Source organism: Ralstonia mannitolilytica (genome assembly GCF_905397375.1).
GTDB classification, from domain to species: domain Bacteria; phylum Pseudomonadota; class Gammaproteobacteria; order Burkholderiales; family Burkholderiaceae; genus Ralstonia; species Ralstonia mannitolilytica.
The window spans coordinates 200,056-224,182 of the sequence record NZ_CAJPVG010000003.1 but is presented as its reverse complement, the minus strand read 5'-3'; the positions used below and the strand labels follow the sequence as shown (position 1 = coordinate 224,182).

Annotated in this window: 23 protein-coding genes and 1 pseudogene; 16 read left to right on the top strand and 8 right to left on the bottom strand. The window is 67.2% G+C overall.

Annotated elements, in window-relative coordinates; translation table 11 throughout:
- Positions 1-111: 111 nt before the first annotated feature.
- A complete protein-coding gene (locus KHN96_RS09135; RefSeq protein ID WP_045786816.1) occupies positions 112-402 on the bottom strand; it encodes a DUF4936 family protein in 291 nt (96 codons plus the stop codon).
- A gap of 15 nt (positions 403-417) precedes the next feature.
- On the bottom strand, positions 418-1,458 hold the full coding sequence (gene ygfZ, locus KHN96_RS09130) for a CAF17-like 4Fe-4S cluster assembly/insertion protein YgfZ (RefSeq protein ID WP_062739197.1): 1,041 nt from the start codon (positions 1,456-1,458) through the stop codon (positions 418-420).
- Between the two features lie 266 nt (positions 1,459-1,724).
- Between ygfZ and mltG the strand changes: the two genes are divergently transcribed.
- The 6 genes from mltG (at position 1,725) to KHN96_RS09100 (ending at position 6,573) form a co-directional block, all read left to right on the top strand.
- Positions 1,725-2,723, top strand: coding sequence for an endolytic transglycosylase MltG (gene mltG, locus KHN96_RS09125; RefSeq protein ID WP_062739198.1), 999 nt, complete (start codon positions 1,725-1,727; stop codon positions 2,721-2,723).
- Positions 2,720-3,337: a dTMP kinase gene (tmk, locus tag KHN96_RS09120; RefSeq protein WP_045786819.1), complete on the top strand. Its 618-nt coding sequence runs from the start codon at positions 2,720-2,722 to the stop codon at positions 3,335-3,337. The genes mltG and tmk overlap by 4 nt, the downstream gene beginning before the upstream one ends.
- An 81-nt stretch (positions 3,338-3,418) precedes the next feature.
- On the top strand, positions 3,419-4,429 hold the full coding sequence (locus KHN96_RS09115; RefSeq protein WP_062739199.1) for a DNA polymerase III subunit delta': 1,011 nt from the start codon (positions 3,419-3,421) through the stop codon (positions 4,427-4,429).
- Between the two features lie 69 nt (positions 4,430-4,498).
- A complete protein-coding gene (locus KHN96_RS09110) occupies positions 4,499-4,867 on the top strand; it encodes a PilZ domain-containing protein (RefSeq protein ID WP_180964251.1) in 369 nt (122 codons plus the stop codon).
- Positions 4,868-4,919: 52 nt separating this feature from the next.
- Entirely contained in the window at positions 4,920-5,723 is an 804-nt protein-coding gene (locus KHN96_RS09105) for a TatD family hydrolase (RefSeq protein WP_062739200.1), read from the top strand.
- Between the two features lie 25 nt (positions 5,724-5,748).
- Positions 5,749-6,573: an ankyrin repeat domain-containing protein gene (locus KHN96_RS09100; RefSeq protein ID WP_045787857.1), complete on the top strand. Its 825-nt coding sequence runs from the start codon at positions 5,749-5,751 to the stop codon at positions 6,571-6,573.
- Positions 6,574-6,600: 27 nt separating this feature from the next.
- On the opposite strand, the gene egtB is transcribed toward KHN96_RS09100, so the two are convergent.
- Complete coding sequence (gene egtB, locus KHN96_RS09095; RefSeq protein ID WP_062739201.1) at positions 6,601-7,911, bottom strand: ergothioneine biosynthesis protein EgtB; 1,311 nt, start codon at positions 7,909-7,911, stop codon at positions 6,601-6,603.
- Between the two features lie 239 nt (positions 7,912-8,150).
- Here egtB and KHN96_RS09090 point away from each other — a divergent pair, with 239 nt between their 5' ends.
- Genes KHN96_RS09090 through KHN96_RS09065 form a run of 6 tightly spaced genes read left to right on the top strand, consistent with a single transcriptional unit; the run spans position 8,151 to position 13,809 of the window.
- Entirely contained in the window at positions 8,151-9,221 is a 1,071-nt protein-coding gene (locus KHN96_RS09090; RefSeq protein WP_062739202.1) for a LacI family DNA-binding transcriptional regulator, read from the top strand.
- The gene (locus KHN96_RS09085) at positions 9,218-10,249 is read left to right on the top strand and encodes an ABC transporter substrate-binding protein (protein ID WP_062739203.1); all 1,032 of its coding nucleotides are present in this window, start codon (positions 9,218-9,220) and stop codon (positions 10,247-10,249) included. The genes KHN96_RS09090 and KHN96_RS09085 overlap by 4 nt, the downstream gene beginning before the upstream one ends.
- A 2-nt stretch (positions 10,250-10,251) precedes the next feature.
- Positions 10,252-11,103 carry an ABC transporter permease gene (locus KHN96_RS09080; protein ID WP_062739204.1) on the top strand — a complete coding sequence of 284 codons (852 nt, stop codon included), beginning with the start codon at positions 10,252-10,254 and terminating at the stop codon, positions 11,101-11,103.
- Positions 11,100-11,897, top strand: coding sequence for an ABC transporter permease (locus KHN96_RS09075; RefSeq protein WP_045786827.1), 798 nt, complete (start codon positions 11,100-11,102; stop codon positions 11,895-11,897). Before KHN96_RS09080 ends, KHN96_RS09075 begins: the two co-directional genes overlap by 4 nt.
- Complete coding sequence (locus tag KHN96_RS09070) at positions 11,894-12,955, top strand: ABC transporter ATP-binding protein (RefSeq protein ID WP_062739205.1); 1,062 nt, start codon at positions 11,894-11,896, stop codon at positions 12,953-12,955. Before KHN96_RS09075 ends, KHN96_RS09070 begins: the two co-directional genes overlap by 4 nt.
- A 5-nt stretch (positions 12,956-12,960) precedes the next feature.
- Complete coding sequence (locus tag KHN96_RS09065; RefSeq protein ID WP_062739217.1) at positions 12,961-13,809, top strand: phosphodiesterase; 849 nt, start codon at positions 12,961-12,963, stop codon at positions 13,807-13,809.
- On the opposite strand, the gene KHN96_RS09060 is transcribed toward KHN96_RS09065, so the two are convergent.
- Positions 13,806-14,489, bottom strand: coding sequence for an FMN-dependent NADH-azoreductase (locus tag KHN96_RS09060; protein WP_062739206.1), 684 nt, complete (start codon positions 14,487-14,489; stop codon positions 13,806-13,808). The genes KHN96_RS09065 and KHN96_RS09060 overlap by 4 nt on opposite strands.
- Positions 14,490-14,631: 142 nt before the next feature.
- Here KHN96_RS09060 and KHN96_RS09055 point away from each other — a divergent pair, with 142 nt between their 5' ends.
- Positions 14,632-15,552 carry a LysR substrate-binding domain-containing protein gene (locus KHN96_RS09055; RefSeq protein ID WP_104610196.1) on the top strand — a complete coding sequence of 307 codons (921 nt, stop codon included), beginning with the start codon at positions 14,632-14,634 and terminating at the stop codon, positions 15,550-15,552.
- An 11-nt stretch (positions 15,553-15,563) separates the two neighbouring features.
- A pseudogene (locus KHN96_RS09050) lies at positions 15,564-16,152 on the top strand (2-oxo acid dehydrogenase subunit E2); the annotation flags it as partial.
- A 7-nt stretch (positions 16,153-16,159) separates the two neighbouring features.
- On the opposite strand, the gene KHN96_RS09045 reads toward KHN96_RS09050, so the two are convergent.
- The 3 genes from KHN96_RS09045 to KHN96_RS09035 are packed head-to-tail and all read right to left on the bottom strand — an operon-like array spanning position 16,160 to position 20,188.
- Positions 16,160-17,632: an amidase gene (locus KHN96_RS09045; protein WP_115044404.1), complete on the bottom strand. Its 1,473-nt coding sequence runs from the start codon at positions 17,630-17,632 to the stop codon at positions 16,160-16,162.
- 15 nt (positions 17,633-17,647) lie between these two features.
- Positions 17,648-18,859 (bottom strand): M20 aminoacylase family protein, encoded by a 1,212-nt coding sequence (locus KHN96_RS09040; RefSeq protein WP_062739207.1) that lies wholly within the window; start codon positions 18,857-18,859, stop codon positions 17,648-17,650.
- Between the two features lie 24 nt (positions 18,860-18,883).
- Positions 18,884-20,188, bottom strand: a complete 1,305-nt coding sequence (locus KHN96_RS09035; RefSeq protein WP_062739208.1) for an MFS transporter — start codon at positions 20,186-20,188, stop codon at positions 18,884-18,886.
- A 185-nt stretch (positions 20,189-20,373) separates the two neighbouring features.
- Here KHN96_RS09035 and KHN96_RS09030 point away from each other — a divergent pair, with 185 nt between their 5' ends.
- Entirely contained in the window at positions 20,374-21,291 is a 918-nt protein-coding gene (locus KHN96_RS09030; RefSeq protein ID WP_045786832.1) for a LysR family transcriptional regulator, read from the top strand.
- Between the two features lies 1 nt (position 21,292).
- On the opposite strand, the gene KHN96_RS09025 is transcribed toward KHN96_RS09030, so the two are convergent.
- Positions 21,293-22,315 carry an AraC family transcriptional regulator gene (locus KHN96_RS09025; protein WP_062739209.1) on the bottom strand — a complete coding sequence of 341 codons (1,023 nt, stop codon included), beginning with the start codon at positions 22,313-22,315 and terminating at the stop codon, positions 21,293-21,295.
- Between the two features lie 79 nt (positions 22,316-22,394).
- Here KHN96_RS09025 and KHN96_RS09020 point away from each other — a divergent pair, with 79 nt between their 5' ends.
- The gene (locus KHN96_RS09020) at positions 22,395-23,606 is read left to right on the top strand and encodes an MFS transporter (protein WP_062739210.1); all 1,212 of its coding nucleotides are present in this window, start codon (positions 22,395-22,397) and stop codon (positions 23,604-23,606) included.
- The last annotated feature ends 521 nt before the right edge of the window (positions 23,607-24,127 follow it).

Below are 24,127 nucleotides of genomic sequence, written 5' to 3'. Positions count from 1 at the left end.
TCCTTTGAAAACGCCACGCGGTCGATCCATGTGACGACCTGTGTTGCGCGGGCTTCGGCCAAGCATAGCAGCCTGCCGAATTTTTGCGATGTCGATTGCGGCGCAGCGCCGTCAGCCGTTTTCCAGATCGACAAACAGCTCGGCGTGGCGCTCACCGGCGATCATGTCGCGCGGGCCGCCGGTCTCCCACAGGCCGGCTAAGGTGGCGGCAAAGGCGGGTGGGATGTCGTGGTAGCACTCCATCCATGTGACGACGCCGTCGCGCACTTCGGGACGGCGCATCAACGTGCCGGCCACGCCGGTCGCCTCTTCCACGGTGTCGAGCCAGGCCTGCCAGCGCGGCAGGGCGGCCTGGGCGTCACGCTCGGCGACGCGGAAGTAGACGAACAGATGGTCGGCCATGATTGCTCGGTGCCGTCAGGCGTTTTCGGGCGTGGGGATGGTGTACGGCAGGCTTTGCAGGGTCAGCACAGGGCCATCTGCCGTGGCCAGGTGGATGACGGAATCCACCGCGTCCAGCTTCAGCTCGACCAGCAGGTCCGTGCCGCCGTCCGGCGCCATGGCGGCGTTGACCACCATGCCGCACGGCTGGTTCGGGTCTGCCTCGCTGTAGACCTCGGCGCCGGCGGAGGTCGGGGCGTTGACATGTGCCCGGTGCATCCGCCGCTTCAGCGTGCCGCGATACTGGCTGCGGGCCACGACCTCCTGGCCGGGGTAGCACCCCTTGCGGAAGTCGACCCCGCCCACGAGTTCGAGGTTCACCATCTGCGGCACGAACTGCTCCTGCGTGGGCAGCGTGATGTGCGGCACACCTGCCTGCAGGCTGAGCCAGTCCCAGACTTCCGTGCCGATCAGCGACAGGCGCGACGACAGGGTATTCCAGGCATGCTGGAAGTGCTCGGCGTGCACCATCCACTGGTAGCGCGGGCGGCCCTCGGCGTCGGGCAGGCGGATGACGGCGCCGACCTGCTGGCCGACCGTTGCCGGTTGCTGCGCCACGGAGTACACCGCGTCGGGCTCGGGGAGCACGGCGCCGGCTTCGCGCAGCGCATCGGCCGCATCGGGCCCGGCGACGCCGATGGCGATGAATTCGTCCATCGGACGCAGCTTGGCCTTGGCGCGCAGCACGAACATCGACAGGCGTTTGGTCAGCGGCGGCGCGACGCGCTTGTCGGTCTGCAGCACGATCGTCTCGGCCTGGCGCCACATCAGCAGCGTGGCGAGCAGCCGACCCTTGGGCGAGCAGTAGCCGGCCAGGCGCGCCTGGTTCAGGCCGAGGCCCGTCACCGCGTTGGTCAGCTGGTTGTGCAGGAACTCGGCAGCATCGGCACCTTCGACGGCGATGCGGGCGAGGTCGGTCGGTGCACACAGCACGCTGCCGCGCGCGGCGGCATCGAACTGCACGTCGAGCGGTGGAAAGCTCAGCGTATCGACGAAATCGTGAAAGACATCATTCATGGTGTGCGGGCTGCCTGAGTGTGACCCGGTATTATATTGGGCTGTCTTGGCGCGCGTTGTGCAACTGGACAGGCGTGCGAAGCGCATCAAACAGTCGCAGGGCAACGCCGGGTGTGGCGAGCCGCAACGCAGCCGTACGGCTTTTTGATGGATTTCGCAAGCCAGGTGCATGACACGCTCCAGCGACAGTTTGCGTCCTGTCCATCCATTTCAAGCGTGCGCATATCGCCGGTGCTGGCGGCTTGCGCGCGGCAGATCCAAACACGATGTTCTCTTTCTTCAAGCGCCTGATCCTGCTGACGATCCTGCTTGCGCTCGCGGCGGCAGGCGGCGTGGTGTGGTGGGCCCAGCAACCGGTGAGCCTGACGGCCTCGCCGCTGGAAGTGGTGATCAAGCCGAACTCGAGCGTGGCCTCGGTCAGCAGGCAACTGGCCAATGCCGGCGTGGGCGTGCAGCCGCAGCTGTTCACGCTGCTGGCACGTGCCACCGGCAATGCCAAGAGCCTGAAAGCAGGGGGCTACGCCCTGGAAACGGGCGCCACGCCGATGTCGATCCTCGACAAGATGGCGCGCGGCGAGGTCTCCCATTACGTGGTCACCATCATCGAAGGGTGGAACATGCGCCAGATGCGGGCGGTGGTGGATGCCGAGCCCGCGCTCAAGCACGACACTGCCGGCCTGTCGGACGCGGACCTGATGCGCAAGATCGGCGCGCCCGAGGCGAACCCGGAAGGGCTGTTCTTTCCCGATACGTATCTCTTCGCGCGGGGCAGCAGTGATGTGGAGCTGTACCGCCACGCCTACCAGGCGATGCAGAAGCGCCTGAACGACGCCTGGGCCAAGCGCGCCCTCGACCTGCCGTACAAGACGCCGTACGAAGCGCTGACCATGGCGTCCATCATCGAAAAGGAGACGGGCCAAAAGCTCGAGCGCCCGATGATTGCCGCCGTGTTCGTCAACCGCCTGCGCAAGAACATGCTCCTGCAGACCGACCCGACGGTCATCTACGGCATCGGCCCCGGCTTTGACGGCAATTTGCGCAAGCGCGACCTGCAGACGGACACGCCGTACAACACCTACACCCGCACGGGCCTGCCGCCCACGCCGATCGCGCTGCCGGGCATGGCGTCGCTGCAGGCGGCGCTGAACCCGGCACCGTCGGACGCGCTGTACTTCGTGGCGCGCGGCGACGGCAGCAGCCAGTTTTCGACCAACCTGACGGACCACAACCGGGCCGTCAACAAATACCAGCGCGGCCAACCATGAGCGGCAAGTTCATCACATTCGAAGGCATCGACGGTGCGGGCAAGAGCACACACATCGCCTGGTTCGCGCAGCAACTGCAGGCTAGGCTGGCGCCGCAGGGCAAGAAGGTGGTCGTCACGCGGGAGCCGGGCGGCACGCCGCTGGGCGAACGCCTGCGCGAAGTGCTGCTGCACGAACGCATGCACCTCGAAACCGAGGCCCTGCTGATGTTTGCCAGCCGTCGCGAGCACATCGCCGAGGTCATCCAGCCCGCACTCGACGCCGGGGACTGGGTCATCTCCGACCGCTTCACCGATGCCACCTTCGCCTACCAGGGCGGGGGCAGGGGCCTGGCCATCGAGCGCCTCGAAGCGCTGGAGCAGTGGGTGCAGCAAGGTCTGCAGCCGACCAGGACCATCCTCTTCGACCTGGCCCCGGAGATTGCGGCAGCCCGCCTGGCCGATGCCCGCACACCTGACAAGTTCGAGGCTGAGTCCGCCCAGTTCTTCCTGCGGACGCGGGCCGAGTACCTGCGCCGTGCTGCGGCCGAGCCGGGCCGCTTTGTCGTGCTGGACGCCAACCGCGACCGCAGTGATATCCAGAAAGACCTGGAGAATCTGCTTGCAACACTTTGATTTTGCACGCAATTTCCGATACCGAAACAATGGTTTCATGGCGCGAATCCGCATCAACAATCTGACGTAACTTATTGATTCATGATGCTTTATCCCTGGCAATCCGCTGACTGGGCCCGCCTGCAGGCGATGCGGGCCAAACTGCCGCACGCCATCCTGCTCAATGGCCAGGCCGGCACCGGCAAGCGCGATTTCGCCATGCATGTCGCGCAAGGCCTGCTGTGCGACACGCCGGCCGCGGACGGGCAGCCGTGCGGCACCTGCGCCGCCTGCAACTGGTTCGCCCAGGGCAATCATCCGGACTTCCACCTCGTACGCCCGGAGGCCATGGAAGACGCGCCCGAGACGGAGAAAGACGCCGACGGCAAGAAAAAGGCGCCCAGCAAGATCATCCGCATGGAACAGGTGCGCAACCTGATCGATGCGGTGGGCGTCGGCACGCACCGCGCGGGGTTGCGCGTGGTGGTGCTGTACCCGCTCGACGCGCTGCAGACCGAAGGTGCCAATGCGCTGCTCAAGACGCTGGAAGAGCCGCCGCAGAACACCGTCTTCCTGCTGGTAACGGATCGCATCGACCGCATCCTGCCGACCATCCTGTCGCGCTGCCGGCAGTTTCCGCTGCAGCCGCCGCAGCCCGAGGCAGCGCGCCAGTGGCTGGAGCAGCAGGGCGTGCCGCACGCGCAGAATCTGCTGGCGGAATTCGGCAACGCACCGCTGGCCGCGCTGGCCGCTGCGGAGTCGGAGGACCGGCCGTTGCTGCAATTCCTGCTGGAACAGCTGGGCCACGGTGCAAAGCTCGATGCGCTGGCCACGGCGGACCACCTGCAGAAATTGTCGGTCCCTGCCGTTCTCAGTACCATGCACCGTTGGGTCTTTGACCTGATGGCGGCGAGGCTGGCGGGGCGCCCGCGGTACTTCCCGGCCGAGCGTGAAGCGCTGCAGCGCTGCGCACGGGCGATCCCGCTGGAGCGCCTGGAGCGTTTTGCGCGTACGCTGCCGGAGCGCCGCCGCACCGAGCAGCATCCACTGGCGGCGCGGCTCGTCATCGAGAGTCTTTTGCTGGATTACCGGCAGCTGTTTCCCGCTGCCTGAACCTGAACCTCTGGAATCCCTGTGAGCACTGCACCTCTTCGCACGCCTGCCACTCCCATCACGCCCGGCATGCAGACGCCAGGCACCGCCACGGGGGCGCCCAGCCGCCCGGGCATCGTCTCGCTGGCCATCAAGGACGAAGCCGGCCTGCACGCGGCCTATATGCCGTTCCTGAAGAACGGCGGCATCTTTGTGCCGACGCAGCGCCCGTACCGCATCGGGGAAGAGGTCTTTCTCGTGCTATCGCTGCTTGACCGTCCGCAGAAATACCAGGTGGCCGGCCGGGTGGCCTGGATCACGCCCGTGGGCACGCCCAACAAGACGCCGGGCATCGGGGTGCATTTCGGCGAGGACGAGCCGTGCCGTAACCTGCGGCGCGTGATCGAAGAGCTGCTCGGCAAGCAGCTTGGCTCGCAGCGCCCGACCCAAACCCTCTGACCTTCTTCTGAGACGGCGCATCGACTTTGTGCCGTAACACGCTGATTATTCGATGTTTGTCGACTCCCACTGCCATATCAACTTCCCCGACCTGCGCGCTCGCTTGCCGGAACTGCTGACGCGCATGCGCGAGAACCGCGTCACGCACGCGCTGTGCATCTCCGTCACGCTGGAAGATTTCCCGAGCGTGCTCGAGATCGCCGAGCAGGAGCCGAACGTGTACGCGACCGTGGGCGTGCATCCCGATGCCGAAGCGGACGTCGAAGAAGGCACCCGCATCGAAGAGCCCACGCTGGAGCGCCTGCTCGCCCTGGCCGATCACCCGCGCGTGGTCGGCATCGGCGAGACGGGGCTCGACTACTACCGGCTGGGCGATCGCACCGTGGCCGACATGGAGTGGCAGCGCGATCGGTTCCGCACGCACATCCGCGCTGCCAGGCAGACGGGCAAACCGCTGGTGATCCATACGCGTTCCGCCGCTGACGACACGCTGGCCATCATGCGTGAAGAGGGCGCCGAGGCCGCGCGCGGCGTCATGCATTGCTTCACCGAAAGCTGGGACGTGGCCAAGGCAGCGCTGGACCTGGGCTTCTACATCTCGTTCTCGGGCATCGTCACATTCAAGAATGCGGTGGATCTGCAGGAAACCGCCCGGAAGGTGCCGCTGGACCGCATGCTGATCGAGACCGATTCGCCGTACCTGGCGCCGGTGCCGTTCCGCGGCAAGACCAACGAGCCGGCCTACGTGCGGCACGTCGGTGAGTTCCTGGCCACGCTGCGCGGCGAGCCGCTGGAGCGCATCGCTAGTGCCACCACCGAGAATTTCTTCAATCTATTCAACAAAATACCGCGATAAGTTGCGGTATCACGTGAAGCACAACATGCGAAAAATCACACTGGCCGCCGGCTTGGCGATGGCGCTGTCGGGCGCCGCATACGCCACGCCGCAGGACGACCTGCGCACTGCGGTGGAGTACAACCGGCCGGTGCTGGTGCAGAAGTATGTCGCGCAGGGCGTGGACCCGAATCTGACCACGCGCGACGGCACGCCGCTGCTCGTGGATGCGCTCAAGGACAGGAACGTCGAAGTGGCCGAGGCGCTGATCCGCGCCAAGCACATCGACTTCGAGCGCACGAACGCCGCCGGCGAGAATGCCCTGATGATGGCGGCCTACCAGGGTCTGCTGCCGCTGGTGAAGCTGATGGTGGAAACGTACGACGTCGAGGTCAACAAGACCGGCTGGACGGCGCTGCACTACGCCGCCACCAACGGGCACGACGACATCGTCAAATACCTGATCGAGCACGCTGCCTACATTGACGCGGAAAGCCCCAACGGCACGACGCCGCTGATGATGGCGGCCATGAACGGCCACATCACGACGGTCAAGCTGCTGCTGGACGAAGGCGCCGACATGGAGCTGCGCAACCAGCAGAAGATGGACGTGATCGACTTTGCCCGGCGGTATCACCAGGACGAGATTGCCGCGGGGCTCGAATCGCGCCGCCGCAAGCTCGCCGAGCAGGCCGGCAAACCCCCGCATGCGCCGGCACCGGCAACACCGGCGGCCGTCGCTCAGCCTGCCAGATCGGCCGTGCCAGACGTGCCCGCGCCGATGCCGGCAGCCAAACCGGCCGCGGCCGCGCCCGGCAGCCAGGAGACGATCGGCACCCCGACCAACATGCTGTTCGACAGCAACCGCTAGGCGCCTGCCGGTTGCCCGATACGCCGGCTACGCCCGCCGCGCGAGCCGCACCCCGGTGAACTGCCACCGCTGGTGCGGATAGAAGAAGTTGCGATACGTCGCCCGCAGATGCCCCTCGGGCGACGCGCAAGACCCGCCGCGCAGCACCATCTGGCTGCACATGAACTTGCCGTTGTATTCGCCCACGGCGCCTTCGGCGGGCTCGAAGCCGGGGTAGGGGCCGTAGGGGCTCGCCGTCCATTCCCATACGTCGCCGAACATCTGGCGCAGGCTGCCCGCCTCGGTGATGCCGTGGTCGGGCAGCGGCCTCAATGGCGCCGATGAAGCGCCTGGCCCGGCAAAGTTGCCCTGCACCGGCAGGCCTTCGGCTGCATGCTCCCATTCCGCTTCGGTCGGCAGGCGTGCGCCGGCCCAGCGGGCGTAGGCGTCCGCCTCGTAGAAGCTGATGTGCGTGACGGGCGCGTCCAGATCGACCGGCTGCAGGCCGTGCAATGACATCTGCTGCCAGCCTTCGGCTTCGTCGCGGCCGGCGCGCCAGTAGAGCGGCGCCTCGATGCCCTCACGCTGCACCCACGCCCAGCCGTCGGACAGCCACAACGTGGGCTGGCGATATCCGCCGTCCTGCATGAAGGCAAGCCACTCCCGGTTGGTGACGGGGTGCGTGGCGAGCGCGTAGGGCTCCAGCCACACCGTGTGGCGCGGGCCCTCGCAATCGAACATGAACCCCGCGCCCGTGTCCGTCTTGCCGATCTGCACGGCTCCGCCCTGGAACGCGACCCAGCCGGGCTGCACCGGCGCCGCATGGACGCGCGGCACCGGCGTATCGGCATAGGCGGGGCACAGCGGGTTCTGCGCGAAGAGGTGAAGTACGTCCGTCAGCAACAGCTCCTGATGCTGCTGCTCATGATGCAGGCCCAGCGTGACGAGCCGGCCCACGTCGGCGGAGACCCCTCCGGCCAGCAGCCGCTGCATGGCCGCATCGACATGCGCGCGATAGCCCCGCACTTCGTCGAGCGTCGGGCGCGTCAGCATGCCCCGACGCGGACGCGGGTGCCGCGCGCCCACCGTCTCATAGTACGAGTTGAACAGGTAGCGATAGCGCGGATCGGGTGACCGGTAGCCGGGCACGTTGGGGCCGAGCACGAACTCCTCGAAAAACCACGTGGTATGGGCGAGGTGCCATTTGGCTGGGCTGGCATCGTCCATCGACTGGACGGTGGCATCGGCGTCGGACAGCGGCGCAGCCAGCGCAAGCGATTGCGCCCGGACTACGCCGTAGTACTGCAGCAATTCGGGCAGGGCGTGGGCGGGTACGTCGAATACGGGCGATACACGCATGGTGTCTCCAAGGCAGGCGGCGAGCACGACACAGCAGCAAACGGACCATGCCGCGACGCGCCTGCTGGTGTAGGGAGCCCGCCCGAATTCGTAAGAAGCATATGCGAGCTTTGCAACTTTGCCATGCGCAACAACGGCGATGCTTCATTGCGGCGGCCACCGCAGCGCAGCATCGGTTGTCATGAAAAGGTCATGCCTGGCACCTAGGATGTAAACGTTTACACCGGCAGGACAACACCGTGGGAAGCAGCATCAAGGACGTGGCAACGCATGCCGGCATTTCGATTGCCACCGTATCGCGCGCGGTCAATTCGCCGGAACGGGTGAGCGCCGCGACGCTCGCGCGTGTGCAGGCCGCCATGGATGCGCTGCAATACCGCCCCAATGCCCTGGGCCGGCAGTTGCGCGCCGAGCGCACGGGCCTGCTGGGCGTGGTGTTGCCGTCGCTCGCCAACCCGGTGTTTGCCGAATGCATGCAGGGCATCGAGGAGGCCGCCTCCGTCACGGGTCAGCGCGTCATGCTGATGACGACCGCATACGACCGCGAACGCGAAGCGCGCGCCATCGAAACCATGCTCGAGCAGCGCGTCGATGGCCTGATCCTGACGGTGGCCGATGCCGCCGCCAACGCGCACCTCGATCGCCTCGACGCAGAAGGCGTGCCCTACGTGCTGGTCTACAACGACACGGTCGGCCAGGCGCGCATTCCCGCCCGCTGCTGCGTGACCGTCGACAACCGCGCCGCCGCACGCGACGCCATTCGCGCGCTCCTCTCACAGGGCCACCGCCAGATCCGCATGCTGACGGGCACGCTGGCGGCGTCGGACCGTGCGGCCCTGCGCCACGACGGCTACCGCGAAGCGCTGGAAGCAGCCGGCATTGCACCGCAGCCGCCCGTCGAAATTGATTTCAACGCCGATGCCATGCTGCCGGCCGAGCTGGCCCGCCTGCTGGCGCCGCCACGCCCGACCGCCATTTTCTGCAGCAACGACCGCCTTGCCTTGCTCACCATCCGCTCGCTGCGCGAGATGGGCCTGCGCGTGCCTGAAGACGTGAGCGTGGTCGGCTTTGATGGCTTGGCGATGGGGCAGTGGCTTTCGCCGACGCTGGCCACCGTGGCGCAGCCGCACCGCCGGATCGGCGCCGACGCGGCCACGGCGCTGGGCCGCCGCATCGCCGGCGAGGTGGTGCCCTCGATTACGTTGCCGCACCGCCTGCTGGCGGGCGGCACGCTGGCCCGTGCGCCGGCGGAAGCGTCTCTCTCCGTTGTTTCTTCCCTCACGTCTGATACGCAAGGAGCGTCTCGATGAAACGTCTCGTTCAATGGCTGCGCGTGTGCGGCCTCGTAGCTGCCGGCGCATTCGCCGTGGCTGCGCCAGTGCAGGCACAGCCGGCCGGCCAGCAAGTCGCCATCTGCTACAACTGCCCGCCCGAATGGGCCGACTGGGCCAGCCAGATCAAGGCCATCAAGGACAAGACCGGCATTACCGTGCCGTTCGACAACAAGAACTCCGGCCAGGCCATCGCGCAGATGCTGGCCGAGAAGTCGCACCCCGTGGCTGACGTGGCCTACCTGGGCATCACGTCTGCGTATCAGGCCAAGGAAAAGGGCTTGGTCGCCAACTACAAGCCCAAGCATTGGGAAGACATTCCGGCCGGCATGAAGGACCCGGACGGTGCGTTCTTCTCGATCCACTCCGGCACGCTGGGCTTTTTCGTCAACAAGGACGCGCTGGAAGGCAAGCCCGTGCCGCGCTCCTGGAAAGACCTGCTCAAGCCCGAATACAAGGGCATGGTCGGCTACCTGGACCCGAGCAGCGCCTTCGTCGGCTACGTGGGCGCCGTGGCGGTCAACCAGGCCCTGGGCGGCACGCTTGACGACTTCAGCCCCGCCGTCGAATGGTTCAAGCAGTTGAAGAAGAACGCGCCGATCGTGCCAAAGCAAACCGCCTACGCGCGCGTCGTGGCCGGTGAGATCCCGATCCTGCTCGACTACGACTTCAACGCCTACCGCGCCAAGTACAAAGACCACGCGAATGTGGAATTCGTGATTCCGCAGGAAGGCACCATTGCCGTGCCGTACGTGATGAGCCTGACCGCCGGTGCACCGCACGCCGACAACGCCAAGAAGGTGCTGGATTTCGTGCTGTCCGACGAAGGCCAGACGCTGTGGGCCAACGCCTACCTGCGCCCCGTGCGCGCCAATGCCATGAGCAAGGAGGCCGCCTCGCGCTTCCTCCCGGCCAGCGAATACGCCCGCGCCAAGACGGTCGACTTCAACAAGATGGCAGCCGGCCAGCAGGCGTTTGGCACGCGCTACCTGAACGAGGTCCGCTGAGCATGAGCACCGTCACCCGATCCACCTTGCCCGACGATGCGGTGTTGCCCGCTCGGTGGCGGGTGGCGTTGCTGGCACCGGCCGTCGCGCTGTTCTGCGCGTTCTGGCTGCTGCCGATGGCGGCGTTGCTGCGTGTGAGCGGCAGCGAAGGCGTGATTGCCACCTACACAGCGGCGCTCACCACGTCGCGCTATCTGGGCAGCCTGTTTTCGACGGTGGTGCTGTCGGCGGCAGTCACGCTGGCGACGCTCATCCTCTCGACCATCGCCGGGCTGTTCCTCGTGCGGCACAACGTGCCGGGCAAGCGGATGATTACCGCCATGCTGACGTTTCCGCTGGCGTTTCCCGGGGTGGTGGTCGGCTTCATGGTGATCCTGCTGGCCGGGCGCCAGGGCCTGGTGGGCGACGTCACGCACAAGCTCGTCGGCGAGAAATGGGTCTTCGCCTATTCCATCGGCGGGCTGTTTCTGGGCTACCTGTATTTCTCGATCCCGCGCGTGGTGCTGACGGTGATGGCGGCGGCGGAAAAGCTCGATCGTTCACTGGAAGAGGCGGCGCGCTCGCTGGGCGCATCGTCGTGGCAGGTGACGCGCGATGTGCTGGTGCCGGGGCTGGCGCCAGCGCTGATCGCCTCGGGCGCGATCTGCTTTGCCACGTCGATGGGCGCATTCGGCACCGCCTTCACCCTCGCCACCGATATCGACGTCTTGCCGATGACGATCTATACCGAGTTCACGCTCAACGCCGGCATTGCGATGGCAGCGGCGCTGTCGGTAGTGCTGGGCGTGGTGACGTGGCTGGTGCTGGCGATTGCGCGTACTGCGAGCGGTAGCCCGACGGGGGCGGCAGCATGAAGCGCGCTTTGTCTATTGCCCAGTGGGGTATCACGCTGCTGCTGTGCCTGTTCCTGATCGTGCCGGTTGTGCTGTCGATGGCCGTGGGCCTGACGCGCAACTACATCCGCGGTTTCAAGAGCGGCTGGACGCTGGATTGGGTCGCCCAGGTGTGGGACATGTATCACGCGTCGATCTGGATGTCGCTGCTGGTGGCGCTGTGCACGCTGGTGATCGTGCTCGCGGCCGGCGTGCCGGCGGGCTATGTACTGGCGCGGCGTCAGAGCCGTGCAAGCCGCCTGATCGAAGAATTCCTGACGCTGCCCGTGGCGCTGCCGGGCCTGGCGACGGCGCTGGGCTTGATCGTGGCCTACGGCGGCTTTGGCGGCTTTCGCGAGAGCCTCTGGTTCATCGTCGTCGGGCATGTGGTATTCACGCTGCCGTTCATGGTGCGCTCGGTCGCAGCCGTGGCGGCAGGCCAGAACCTGAAGACGCTGGAAGAGGGCGCCGCCAGCCTGGGCGCGTCGTTCTGGCAGCGTTTTCGCACGATTGTGCTGCCCAACGTGCAGCCCGGCATCCTGGCCGGCGCGCTGACGGTGGTGACGCTCTCGGTGGGCGAGTTCAACCTCACCTGGATGCTGCACACGCCCGAAACCAAGACCCTGCCGGTCGGCCTGGCCGATACCTATGCGTCGATGCGCCTGGAAATCGCCAGCGCCTACACACTGATCTTCTTCGTCATGATCGTGCCGCTGCTGGTGCTGATGCAGCGCTTTGGCGGCCTGCGGGTGAATAACGGAAAGGCTTCCCGATGAGTACCGAACCTCTACATCTCGCGCCCGTGCCGATCCGGCTGCGTGGCTGCGGCAAACACTTCGGCGACCAGCGCGTGCTGGAGTCGATGGACCTCGACATCGCCGCCGGCGAGACCGTCGTGCTGCTCGGCCCCTCGGGCTGCGGCAAGACCACCACGCTGCGCATCGTCGCGGGGCTGGAGGCGCCGGATGCCGGCGGCACCGTGCACTTTGGCGATGAAGACGTCACCGCACGCCCGATCGAGCGCCGCCGCGTCGGCATGGTGTTCCAGAACTACGCGCTGTTCCCCAACCTGAGCGTGCGCGGCAATGTGGAATACGGCCTGCGCATCCAGCGCCGGCAGAACGGTTTGTCCGACACGCAGATCAGCGCCCGGGCAAACACGCTGCTGGAGATGATGCACCTGACGCCGTATGCGGATCGCGGTGTGGCGCAGCTTTCCGGGGGGCAGCGCCAACGCGTGGCCCTGGCGCGCGCGCTGGCGCCCGAACCGCGCGTGCTGCTGCTCGACGAACCGCTCACGGCGCTCGACGCCAAGCTGCGTGAATCCGTGCGCGCCGAGATGGACCGCCTGCTGCGCGGTCTCGGCATCACGACGATTTACGTGACGCACGATCAGGAAGAAGCGATGGCGCTGGCCGATCGCATCGTCGTCATGGAAGCCGGCCGCATCGCGCAGATCGGCACGCCGCGTGAAATCTACTTCCAGCCGGCCAACCGGCACGTGGCGGACTTCATCGGCATCATGAACCGGCTTGACGGCACGCGCGAGAATGGCGCATTCGTCTGCGCGGGCGGTCGCGTACCCGTGCCGGACGGCGACGGCAATGCGATCTTCTTCCGCCCCGAAGATGCCGTGCTGGCCGACCCGGCCCAGGCGGCGCTCAAGGGCACGGTCGAATCGGCGGTGTTTCTGGGCTTCCGCACCCGCGTGCGCGTGGCGGGCGTCTCCGCCACGCCGCTCTTTATCGATGTGCCCGGCCGCCAGCACTTTGCGCCCGGCCATGCGGTCGGCTTCGATATCCCGGCAGACCGCCTCCTGACCTTGCAAGCCTGATGCCGATGCACTTCCTGCAACTGACCGACCTTCATATCAAGCGCCCGGGGCGACTGGCTTATCGGCGCGTGGATTCGGCGGCGTATCTGGCGCGCTGCGTGGCGCATATCCTGGCGCAGCCGGAGAAACCGGACGCCATCGTCCTGACCGGCGATCTGGTCGACGCCGGCGCGCCCGAGGAATATGCGCACCTGCGCGCGGTGCTGGCACCGCTCGATGCGGCTGGTATCCGCATGCTGCCGGTGCTCGGCAACCACGATGGCCGTGACGCCGCGCGCGAAGCCTTTGCCGATTGGCTCGCGCCCATTCCGGCTGATGCGCAAGACACGCACGCCTTCCAGTACTGGACCGACATTGGCGACGTTCGCCTGATCGCGATCGACACGCTCGACACCGGCCATCCGGGCGGCCGCCTGGGCGTGCAGCGCCTGGATTGGCTGGCCGAGGCACTGGCGCATGAAACGCAGCGCCCGACCGTCATCGCGATGCATCACCCGCCGTTTGCCACGGGCATCGGCCACATGGACGTGCAATCGCTCGCCGCAGAAGACATCCCGGCTTTCGCGCAGATCGTGCGTGCCGCCGGCAACGTCGAGCGCATCCTCTGCGGTCACCTGCACCGTTCGATCGACGTGCGCTTTGCAGGCACAGTGGCATCGACTTGCCCGTCGCCGGCGCACCAGGTGGCGCTGGACCTCGACCCGGACGCGGCGCCCGGCTTCGTCATGGAACCGCCCGCCTACAAGGTGCACGCGTGGGTGCCGAGGCAGGGCCTGGTGAGCCACCTCGCCTACGTGGGGCAATTCGATGGCCCGCATCCGTTCTTCGAGCCGGACGGGCGGCTGATCGACTAAGCCGCTTCCACGGCAGCGGCCATCCGCGCGACCAGTGCATCGACGTCGTTTTCCGCCGATGCGATGGACGCGCGTAACCGCTCGTCGGCAAACTCGTCATATTCGACGGCGACGGACGCCACATCAGTGATGCCGATGTAGCCGAACGCCGTGGCGACGCCGCCTTCCACGTGGTTCATGTGGGCGATGCGCTGGCCGGGGCCGTAGCCGAAATCGCCGCGCGCGCTGAGGATGACGAGGCGCTTTTTCATGCCGGCCAGCAGCGGCCAATAGGGCTCGCCGGGGCGGCTGCGGTCGAAACCGAATGTGCGGCCCACGCGCACGATGTTGTCGATGTACGCCTTGAATTGCGCGGGCATGCCGAAGTTGTACATCGGCACGCCGGCCACGATCACGTCGGCGGCCAGCAATTCGTCGATCAGTGCATCGCTTTGCGCAAGCCGGTCGTGCATCCACGGTTCGCGCTGCGCGGGCGGCGTGAACGCGGCATGGACCCAGCGGCCATCCACGGGGGCTGGCGGTTCGGCCCCGATGTCGCGATAGACGACCTGCGCGTCGGGCTCATGCTCGAGCCAGCGCTGCACGAAGCGCGCGGAGAGCCGGCGCGTGTGCGAGCCATGGCGCGAAGTCTCGGAGCTGCCCGGCCGGGCGCTGGAATCGAGATGTAGCAGACGAGTCATGTTGAATCGTTGATGAGTGGAGGTGTGCCCACTCTACGAACCGCGCTGCACTGCGACAAACGACATGTTTTACGCGCGATGGCTGACATGGATTCATCCATGCCGCCCACGCGGGAAATGCGCCCATGACACAATCCCGCGCATGCGAAAACTGCCACCCCTGAGCGCGCTGCGGGCGTTTGAAGCCACGGCGCGCCACCTCAGCATGAAGCGTGCGGCCGACGAGCTGTCGGTCACGCCCACGGCCATCAGCCACCAGATCCGGCGGCTCGAAGATGCGCTGGGCGTGGCGCTGTTCGAGAGGCAGGTGCGTGCGCTGCGGCTGTCGGAGGCCGGCGAGCGGCTGTATCCGGTGCTCAATACAGGCTTCGACGCGTTTGCGCAGGCCATCGACGCCATCCGCACGCCCGAGGCACAGCCGCTGCGCCAGCGCGTAACGCTCACGGCGCCGCTGGGGCTGGCCGCACGCTGCCTGGTGCCCCGGCTGGGGGAATTCGCCACGCGGCATCCGCAGGTCGACTTGCGCATCCACGCGTCCGACACGGTGGTCGACCTGCATGGCGGCAGCGCCGACCTGGCCGTGCGATATGGCGATACGCCCGTCCTCGGTGGCGCGCTCGTCGCCGAGCACCTGTTTGACGACGCCTACGCGCCCGTCTGCCATCCGGGTTTGAACATCCGTTCGCATGCCGATCTCGCGCGCGTGCCGCTCATCCACTCCGAATGGCAGCGCACCCTGCCGCAACCGATCGGCTGGCCGATGTGGGCCCGTGCGGCCGGCATCGAAGGCGCGCTGAAGACCGACGCGGGCATCGTGCTCTCCGACGACGGGCACGCCATCTCTGCGGCGCTGGCAGGGCAGGGCGTGATCCTGGCGAACCTGCCGCTGGTGCGCGATGCGTTGGACTCGGGCGCGCTCGTGCAGCCGTTCGAGGCGCCCGTCCTCCGCCGCTATGCGTTCTGGGCGATCGCGCCCGCTGCACGCCTGGAGGAGGCCGCGGTGCGCAGCGTGTGGGATTGGCTGCGCGCATCGCGCGGCGATTCGCCGCATCGCAAAACCTGAACGCGGGGCCATCGCAGAACATGGCACGCGCGCAGAACGAAGCCGCCGCCGCCACCGTCATCGAGGACGCCGACAGCCCCCCTGGTCGCCCGGTACCGATGTGAAGATCCGGCTGATTCGCGCGCTCGTCGCCGGCTGCCGCGCGGAGCCCGGGCTCAATGGCTGGTTCGATGGCAATGCGGGGCGCCGTCACGTCATGGCCAAGATCGACGTGGGCATTGCGGTGGACCTGCCGGACGGCCTGTTCGTGCCTGTGCTGCGCGACGTCGCCCATCGCGATGCCCCAGACCTGCGCGCGGGCTTCGAGCACATGCGCGCCGGCAACAAGGCCCGCAGGATCCCGCCTGAAAAGTTGCGCGGCAACACGATCACGCTGTCGAACTGCGGCATGGTCGCTGGCAAGTACGCGGCACCGATTGTCGTGCCGCCCACCGTGGCGATCCTGGGTGCCCGGCGCATTCACGAACAGTCGTGGCGGCCAGCGGCGCGCCGGCCATCCACCGTGTGCTGCCGTTGCGCCTGACGCTCGACCACCGCGTGGCGACCGGCGTCGAGGCGGCGCGCTTGCTGGCCGCCGTCATCGGCAATCTTCAGGCAGCCGAGTCGTTCAGCCCAACAGCGGTGAACAGCGGTGCGCCGGCGCAAAGGCATCGTGCCATGCCGCCGCGAGTTGCAGCAGGCCGAACTCCGAGCGCGGCGGGGCCATCACCTGCAGGCCCAGCGGCAAGCCGTCGGCGGTGAAGCCCGACGGCAGGCTCGCGGCCGGCACGCCTGCCAGCGTGGCGCCGATCGCCACTTCCATCCAACGGTGATACGAGTCCATCGCCCGGCCGGCCACCGTCGTGGGCCAATGCGTTTCTGCGGCGCATGGCGCGATCTGGCTGCACGGCAGCACCAGGAAGTCGTAGTTGGCAAACTGGGCGAGCAGCGCCTGGTACGAGCTCGACCGCGTGGCGGTGGCGCGGTGAAGGTCGGCCACGCTGCGCCGCTGGCCCTGCTCGATTTCCCAGATGGCTTCGGGCTTGAGCAGATCGCGCGTCGCCGCGTTGGCGTACAGCGGCCCGAGGTTGCCCGAGACGATGTGCGAGCGCAGCGTGCACCAGCAGTCCCACAGCGCATCCATCGGGAAGAAGGGCTGCACGGGTTCGACGTGGCAGCCGAGGTCAAGGAAGGTGTCGAGCGCGTTCTCGTTGACGGCCAGGACCTCCGGCTCCACGGCGAGGTAGCCGCCGAAGTCGCCAAGCCAGCCGATGCGCGCCTGCCGGAAATCACGGTGCAGCGGCTGCGTGAAGCATGACGGATCGTCGCTCAACGATAGCGGGGCGCGCGGGTCGTAACCGGCCTGCGTGGCAAGCACCCAGGCGAGATCCTGCGGATTGCGCGCCATCGGCCCTTCGGTGCCGAGCTGCTGGAAGAAGACGTCGCCGGTGGGGCCGTAGGGCACGCGCCCGAGGCTGGGGCGCAGGCCGTAGACGTTGTTCCAGGCCGCCGGGTTGCGCAGAGAGCCCATCATGTCGCTGCCATCGGCCACCGGCAGCATGTGCAGCGCCAGCGCGACAGCCGTGCCGCCGCTGCTGCCGCCGGCCGAACGCCCGGCGTTCCAGGCATTGCGCGTGATGCCATACACGCGGTTGTACGTGTGCGACCCGAGGCCGAATTCCGGCGTGTTGGTCTTGCCGATCAGCACCGTGCCCCGGCGGCGGATGCGCTCGACGACGATGCTGTCGTGCGCCGGCACGTGGCGCGCCATGGCGAGGCTGCCCATCGTCGTTGCGATGCCCGCGGTGGCCGCCAGGTCCTTCGGCGCCTGCGGAAAGCCGTGCATCCAGCCGCCGGACAGCCCCCGCGACAGCAGCACATCGCGCTCCCGCGCCTGGTCGAGGGCCGATTCGGCATCGATGCGCGCCACCACGGCATTGACCGTCGGATTGAGGCGATCGATCTGCGCGAGAAAGGCTTGCATGACTTCCACGCACGACACATCGCGCGTGTGGATGCGCCGTGACAGCTCGATCGCGCTCCATTGCACGATCTCGTGCGCAGTGTCGGCGGCGGCAGCCGTAGGACGGTTCGCTTGCATGCCCGGCATCCGCGTTCAGGCGCTCAGGTAAGTTTGCGCCAGGCGCACCCAGCACGCGGCGCCCAGCGGCAATACCTGGTCGTTGAAGTCGTAGCCGGGGTTATGGACCATGCAGCCGCCGAACTCCCCCTCGCCATTGCCGAGGATCAGGTAGCAGCCAGGCACCTCGTTGAGCATCCACGCAAAGTCTTCGCTGCCGTTGAGCCCCTTGGGCGCCTGCGTGACGACGTTCTCGGCACCCACCAGCTCGGTGCAGACCTGCTGCATGAGCTGCGTCTCGGCCTCGGTGTTGACCATCGGCGGCGTCAGGTGCCGGTAGTCGATGTGGGCCTCGACGCCATGCGCCTGCGCGGTCAGGCTGACGATCTCGCGGATGCGCTGCTCCACCAGCGCGCGTGTTTCCGGCCGCGCGGCGCGCACGTTGATGCCAATCGTCACCGATTCGGGAATCACGTTGTGCGTGGCGCCCCCGCGAATGAACCCGACCGAGACGACCGCCGTGTCGTCCGGCGCCACGTTGCGTGCCACCACCGTCTGCAGCGCCGTGATGATGGCGGCGGATGCGGCGATCGGGTCGCGCGCGCGGTGCGGCATGGCGCCGTGTCCGCCCATGCCCTTGATGGTGACGTCGGCCACGTCGGAAGACAGGCTCACCGGGCCCGGCAGCACGCGGAAGCTGCCGGCCGGCACGCCGGGCATGTTGTGCAGGGCAAAGACGGCGTCGCACGGAAAGCGCTCGAAGAGGCCGTCCTCGATCATGGCGCGCGCGCCGCAGAGGTTTTCCTCATCGGGCTGGAAGATCAGGTTGAGCGTGCCGTCAAAGTCGCGGCTGTCGGCCAGCGCCTTGGCCGCGGCAAGGAGGATGGCGGTGTGGCCGTCGTGGCCGCACGCGTGCATCTTGCCGTGGTTGCGGCTGGCGTAGGGCAGGCCGGTGGCCTCGACGATGGGCAGGGCGTCCATGTCGGCGCGAATGCCGAGCCGGCGCTTGCCGTTGCCCAGCTTCAACTGGCCGACTACGCCGCTCTTGCCGATGCCGGTGTGCACTTCATAGCCCCAACGCTTGAGCAGATCGGCCACCAGCGTGCCCGTGGCACCCACGTCGAAGCCGAGCTCCGGCTGCGCGTGGATCTGGCGGCGGATGTTGACGAACGTTTCTGCGTCGATAGGCACGGGGGGCAGCAGATGCGGCAGCAACTGGAAGGGGACGAGCGCGGGGGCTTGGGTCATGGTGGGGCTCCTTGCTGGAAGGGGTCAATGGGCTTCGCGCACTTCGCGCACGCTGAGCACGGTCAGCAGCGTCACGGCGCTGCACGCCATCATGTAGAACGCGGGGGAGAGCGGATTGCCGGTGCGGGCGAGCAGCCACGTCACGACAAACTGGCACGAGCCGCCAAACACCGTCACACCGATCGCGTAGATGACCGACAGGCCACTGGCGCGCACCTTGATGGGCAGCAGCTCCATCATCATGAGCAACAGCGGCGTGGTGCCGAGGTAGAGGCTGGTGGTGAGCAGCGCCGAGAGCGCCAGCACCAGCGGCACGCTCGGGTAGTGCGTCATCAGCCAGAAGGCCGGATAGAGCACCGCCACGGTAAACAGGATGGCGCCCACCACCAGCGGCTTGCGGCGTGCGAGCCGGTCGGCCAGGCAACCCGACACGAGCGACGCGGCAAAGCTGGTGAACCCCGTCACGCAGCCCGCCAGCAGCGACAGCGAGGCCGGCAGATGCAGTTCCCGGATCATGTACGTCGGCATGAAATAGATCACCAGGTACGTGCCGACCGTGCCGCCGATGATGGTCAGCACGCCCTTGACGACCAGGCCCCCGTGCTCGCGGAAGAGCGTGCCGAGCGGGCTCGGCGCATGCGACTCGGCGGTGTGGGTTTCGTCCAGATGCGAGCGGATGTAGAAGCCGACGGGCGCGATCAGCAAACCGAGGAAGAACGGCACACGCCATCCCCAGCTCTGCAGCGCTTCCGGCGAGAGGCTGCCGTACAGGATGGCCGCCGTCAGCGCGCCGCACAGGGCAGCAATGCCCTGGCTGCCCAGCTGCCAACTGACGCGAAAGCCGCGTCCCTTGATGCCGCCGGATTCCATCAGCATGGCGGTCGATGCGCCAATCTCCCCGCCGAGCGAAAAGCCTTGCAGCAGGCGTCCCGCCAGAACGACGAGCGGCCCGAGCAGGCCTGCGGTGGCGTACGTCGGCGCAATCGCCAGGCACAGCGTGCCTGCCACCATCAGGCCGATCGTCAGCGTCATGGCGGCCTTGCGGCCGTGGCGGTCGGCGTAGTTGCCGATCACGAAGCCGCCCAGCGGCCGCATCACAAAGCCGATACCGAACGTCGCCACCGCCAGCAGCAACGAGCCATAGGCGGTGTCCGTCGGAAAGAACAGTTTGCCGATCATCAGCGCAAAGAAGCTGTAGACCGTGAAGTCGTACATCTCCAGCGCATTGCCGATCGAGCACGCGGCAATCAGGCGGGCCTGGCTCGTGGCGGGCCTGGATGCAGCGGAGACCGAAGCGGACAGGGCCGGCTGCAGGGTGACGTCGTTCATGGGGTTCTCCATCCAGAGGTCGGGTGGGAGCTTCTGCGAGCCCTTCGCAACGGAGTATTCCGGGAACGCGCACGACGAAAAAATCGCAAATATTCATCCCGATAACCAAATAGAATCGCCGTCATAACCGGCTCACATCCGCCATCGGGGAAAGCCCGAAAAGAGCCTAAGAGGAGGCAGGGCAAGTGAAGCTGCATCAATTGCGCATGCTGCTGGCCGTGGCGCAGCACGGCAGCATCCACGAGGCATCGCGCGGGCTGCATGTCTCACAGCCGGCGCTGTCCAAGGCGATTGCGGAACTCGAACGCGAGTTGGGCGTGACGCTGCTGTCGCGCTCGGTGCGCGGCGTGAGCCTGACTGCCTACGGCACGGCGCTGGTCAAGCGCGCGAGCGTGGTCGAGCAGGAACTGCGTCACGCGCTGGAAGACATCGAAGCGATCCGCGGCCATGCCGAAGCCGAGCTGAACATCGGGTTTACCGCCGTGGCGTCGAGCGGCCCGCTACCCGATGCCATGGCCGCGTTGCGCACGCGTTTCCCGAATGTGGCGCTGCGTGGTTTCGAGCAGCGCTCGCAGCAGATTCAGGAGGGCCTGCGCGAAGGCAGGCTCGACCTTGGGCTGATCTCGACCAACAGCGGGCCGGGCACGAGCAGCTTTCAGTGGGAGCCGCTGTTTTCGGTGCCGATGCGCCTGGCCGTGCGCCCCGGCCATCCGCTGCGACGTACGCGCCGGGTGCGCTCGCTGCTCGATGCGGACTGGCTGGTGCTCGACCCCCTCGAGGATCCGGGCAGCCCGCTGGCGAGCCTGATGCGGCTGCATCGGCTCGAGATGCCGCGCAGTGTGGTGCAGAGCGGGTCCAACCTGCTCGGGCTGCAGCTGGCCACCAAGACGGACCTGATCAGCATGTGGTCGGAGTTCGTCTTCGCCAGCGCACTGGGGCCGCTGCGCACGACTCCTGGCTCACTCGAGGTGCTGCCGATGGAAGATGAGCTGCCCGACTTCAACGTCTACCTGGTCTATCGATCGGCTGACCTGATGACGCACGTCTGCGCCGAGTTCTGCAAGGAGATTCGGCACTTCGCGCAGCGCTATCGGCCCCGCTGACCTACACGGGGGCCTCGGCCCGCACCGCGCCGGGCGGGCGCCCGACGACGCGCTTGAATGCACGGCTGAACGCGGCCAGCGAGCCATAGCCGAGCCGGTATGCCACCGATTCGATCGCCTCGCGATCGCGCGCGATCCACTGCGCGGCGAGCCGCATCCGTAGCTCGGTGAGGTAGCGGACGGGCGTCATGCCCGTGGCCGCCAGGAAACGCTCGGCGAACACCGAGCGCGACACCCCGGCTTCGGCGGCCAACTCTGCAACGCTCCAGTTGCGGCCCGGGTCGCGATGCAGCGCGACGATCGCGCGGCCGAGCTTGGGCTCGCGCAGCGCCTGCACCCAGCCCGTGGCATCGCCGCATCCGCATTCGACCCAGCCGCGCACGATGAACGCGGCCACCACGTCCGCGAGCCGCGCGAGAATGCCCGCAAAGCCCGCGCGCTCGGAGCACGACTCACGTTCCATTGCATCGAGCATCGGGCGGATTTCCGGGTAGCGCGCGAGCAGGGTGCCGACGTGCATGAACTCCGGCATCGTCCCCACGAGCGGTTGCATGCCGCCCAGGTCGAGTTCCATGCAGGCGCTGAAGATCAGTGCGTCGCCCGCACCGGGCTCTGCCGAGGCGCACGGGGCGGCAGCTTCGACCGCCGCCACCGAGTCGCAGATCTTCGCTGCCTCGAAGGCCGCGATCTCGCGGCACGGTGCGTCGGGGTCGGACAGCAGCGCGTGCGTGTTGCCGTGCGGCAGCAGGATCGCGTCGCCTGCTTCGAGCTGCACCATCGTGCCTGCCGCGTCACGCAGCAGCACCGGCCCGCGCCCGACGAAGTGGAACTGCGCACGCCCCGGCGCGTGGCCGAAGCTGAGTCCAAACGGCCGCGCCACCTGGATGCGCCGGTACTGGACGCCGCTCAGCCGCATGCCGAGCAGCAGCTCGCTGACGAGGTCGTGCGTGTCGGGCGTGGGAGGAGGGAGGGGCTTGGACATCGGCTTCGGACGATTGATCAACAATAACGGATTGTATGTCATAGACCGTCCTGCCGCCGTTCCGTACGATACGCCGCTACTGGCAATCCTTTGCATCCTTTTTTCCAATACGGAACGACGCATGAATCCCGGAATCTCTACCGCCGCATCGATGGCGACGCCCCGCGAACCGGCCTGGGGCGCCGTCTTCGCGATGGCGCTTGGCGTCTTTGGGCTCGTCACGGCCGAATTCCTGCCGGCGAGCCTGCTCACCCCCATGGCCGAAAGCCTCAACGTGACCGAAGGCGTGGCAGGGCAGGCCGTGACGGCCACCGCAACGGTCGCGCTCGTCACCAGCCTGCTGACCGCCGCCGCGACCCGGACGATCGACCGGCGGCGTGTGCTGCTCGCGTTCTCGGCCTTGCTGGTGGCCTCGAACCTGACCGTCGCATTGGCGACGAACCTGCCGATGATCCTCATCGGCCGCGTGGTGCTCGGCATTGCGCTGGGCGGCTTCTGGACCATGGCGACGGCCACCGCCATGCGCCTCGTGCCGACAGAGATGGTGCCGCGCGCCCTGTCGATCATCTTCAGCGGCGTTGCCGTCGCGACCATCGCCGCGGCGCCCATGGGCAGCTACTTCGGGCACCTGATCGGCTGGCGCAACGTGTTCCTGATCGCGGCCGCGCTGGGCGGCGCCGCGTTCGTATCCCAGTGGATCACGCTGCCTTCGATGCCCCCGAGCGGCACGACGCGCCTGCGCACGCTCATCGACGTCCTGCGCCGTCCGACCGTGGGCCTCGGGATGTTTGCCACGATCCTCGTCTTTACGGGGCATTTCGCGTTCTTCACGTATCTGCGGCCGTTCCTCGAGCAGGTGGCAGGCGTTGGGGTGAACGGGCTGTCGGGCATCCTGCTGGGCTACGGCATCGCCAACTTCATCGGTACGTCGCTTGCCGGCCGCGTGCTCGAACACCGGCTGCGTCCGATGCTGATCGCCATGCCCGCGCTGATGGTCGTGCTTGGCATCGCGCTTGTCGCCATCGGGCGTGCGCCGATGGTGGACGCGGTGCTGGTCGCCCTGTGGGGCATGGCGTTCGGCGGCGTACCGGTGGCCTGGTCGACGTGGGTCACGCGAACGGTGCCCGACGAAGCCGAAAGCGCTGGCGGGCTGATCGTCGCGGCCGTGCAGCTTGCCATCGCCACGGGTGCGGCGGCGGGCGGCATCGTGTTCGACGCCAACGGCGCGGCGGGCGTGTTCGTCTGCGCGGCCGTGGTGCTGGCCATTGCGGTCGCGACCATCGTGGCCGGCGTGCCGAAGCGGCTGGAGCCGGTGCCTGGGCTTGCTGAATGAAATGTGGGTGTGCGGATGCGCCGGTTGTTTTGCGCATAATTTGCATTATGTTAAATCTAGGCGCCGACTGTGGGCCCGTCTACAGCAGGCGCTGCGTGCAATCCAGGCATGCCCGGAACCGGCACCCGCGTGACCGGCAACACATCAGCAAGTCCAACACCTCCCTCTTTGAAACGCCTGCCTCGAGCAGGCGTTTTTTCTTCTTCGCGATCTTCCTGTAGTAGCGGCGGCGAGCCGCATCTTGAAGCCCTCGGCGCAGCGTCCGGATGTGCCAGTACAAGTGCCTGATCTCCCGCGCCAGCGCCCGAACGTCAACGTCTTCGGACACTCGACCCCTTCGTGATATTGTTGCGTCGATTTAACAGCCTAGGCGACGATATGCGCACAATCCTACCGCTCCTGGTCTGCCTCGCACTCCCCACGGCCGTGGCACAGACCGTCAACACGTGCAAGATCAACGGCAAGACGGTCATCACGGACAAGCCGTGCGACCGCGCAATGGAAGCGACCATAGAGTTCGG

What these genes read in the sequence shown, in the direction of transcription:
- KHN96_RS09135 (WP_045786816.1), bottom strand. Translation starts at nt 402, where the DNA reads ATGGCCGACCATCTGTTCGTCTACTTCCGCGTCGCCGAGCGTGACGCC.
- ygfZ (WP_062739197.1), bottom strand. Translation starts at nt 1,458, where the DNA reads ATGAATGATGTCTTTCACGATTTCGTCGATACGCTGAGCTTTCCACCG.
- mltG (WP_062739198.1), top strand. Translation starts at nt 1,725, where the DNA reads ATGTTCTCTTTCTTCAAGCGCCTGATCCTGCTGACGATCCTGCTTGCG.
- tmk (WP_045786819.1), top strand. Translation starts at nt 2,720, where the DNA reads ATGAGCGGCAAGTTCATCACATTCGAAGGCATCGACGGTGCGGGCAAG.
- KHN96_RS09115 (WP_062739199.1), top strand. Translation starts at nt 3,419, where the DNA reads ATGATGCTTTATCCCTGGCAATCCGCTGACTGGGCCCGCCTGCAGGCG.
- KHN96_RS09110 (WP_180964251.1), top strand. Translation starts at nt 4,499, where the DNA reads ATGCAGACGCCAGGCACCGCCACGGGGGCGCCCAGCCGCCCGGGCATC.
- KHN96_RS09105 (WP_062739200.1), top strand. Translation starts at nt 4,920, where the DNA reads ATGTTTGTCGACTCCCACTGCCATATCAACTTCCCCGACCTGCGCGCT.
- KHN96_RS09100 (WP_045787857.1), top strand. Translation starts at nt 5,749, where the DNA reads ATGCGAAAAATCACACTGGCCGCCGGCTTGGCGATGGCGCTGTCGGGC.
- egtB (WP_062739201.1), bottom strand. Translation starts at nt 7,911, where the DNA reads ATGCGTGTATCGCCCGTATTCGACGTACCCGCCCACGCCCTGCCCGAA.
- KHN96_RS09085 (WP_062739203.1), top strand. Translation starts at nt 9,218, where the DNA reads ATGAAACGTCTCGTTCAATGGCTGCGCGTGTGCGGCCTCGTAGCTGCC.
- KHN96_RS09080 (WP_062739204.1), top strand. Translation starts at nt 10,252, where the DNA reads ATGAGCACCGTCACCCGATCCACCTTGCCCGACGATGCGGTGTTGCCC.
- KHN96_RS09075 (WP_045786827.1), top strand. Translation starts at nt 11,100, where the DNA reads ATGAAGCGCGCTTTGTCTATTGCCCAGTGGGGTATCACGCTGCTGCTG.
- KHN96_RS09070 (WP_062739205.1), top strand. Translation starts at nt 11,894, where the DNA reads ATGAGTACCGAACCTCTACATCTCGCGCCCGTGCCGATCCGGCTGCGT.
- KHN96_RS09065 (WP_062739217.1), top strand. Translation starts at nt 12,961, where the DNA reads ATGCACTTCCTGCAACTGACCGACCTTCATATCAAGCGCCCGGGGCGA.
- KHN96_RS09060 (WP_062739206.1), bottom strand. Translation starts at nt 14,489, where the DNA reads ATGACTCGTCTGCTACATCTCGATTCCAGCGCCCGGCCGGGCAGCTCC.
- KHN96_RS09055 (WP_104610196.1), top strand. Translation starts at nt 14,632, where the DNA reads ATGCGAAAACTGCCACCCCTGAGCGCGCTGCGGGCGTTTGAAGCCACG.
- KHN96_RS09045 (WP_115044404.1), bottom strand. Translation starts at nt 17,632, where the DNA reads ATGCAAGCGAACCGTCCTACGGCTGCCGCCGCCGACACTGCGCACGAG.
- KHN96_RS09040 (WP_062739207.1), bottom strand. Translation starts at nt 18,859, where the DNA reads ATGACCCAAGCCCCCGCGCTCGTCCCCTTCCAGTTGCTGCCGCATCTG.
- KHN96_RS09035 (WP_062739208.1), bottom strand. Translation starts at nt 20,188, where the DNA reads ATGAACGACGTCACCCTGCAGCCGGCCCTGTCCGCTTCGGTCTCCGCT.
- KHN96_RS09025 (WP_062739209.1), bottom strand. Translation starts at nt 22,315, where the DNA reads ATGACATACAATCCGTTATTGTTGATCAATCGTCCGAAGCCGATGTCC.
- KHN96_RS09020 (WP_062739210.1), top strand. Translation starts at nt 22,395, where the DNA reads ATGAATCCCGGAATCTCTACCGCCGCATCGATGGCGACGCCCCGCGAA.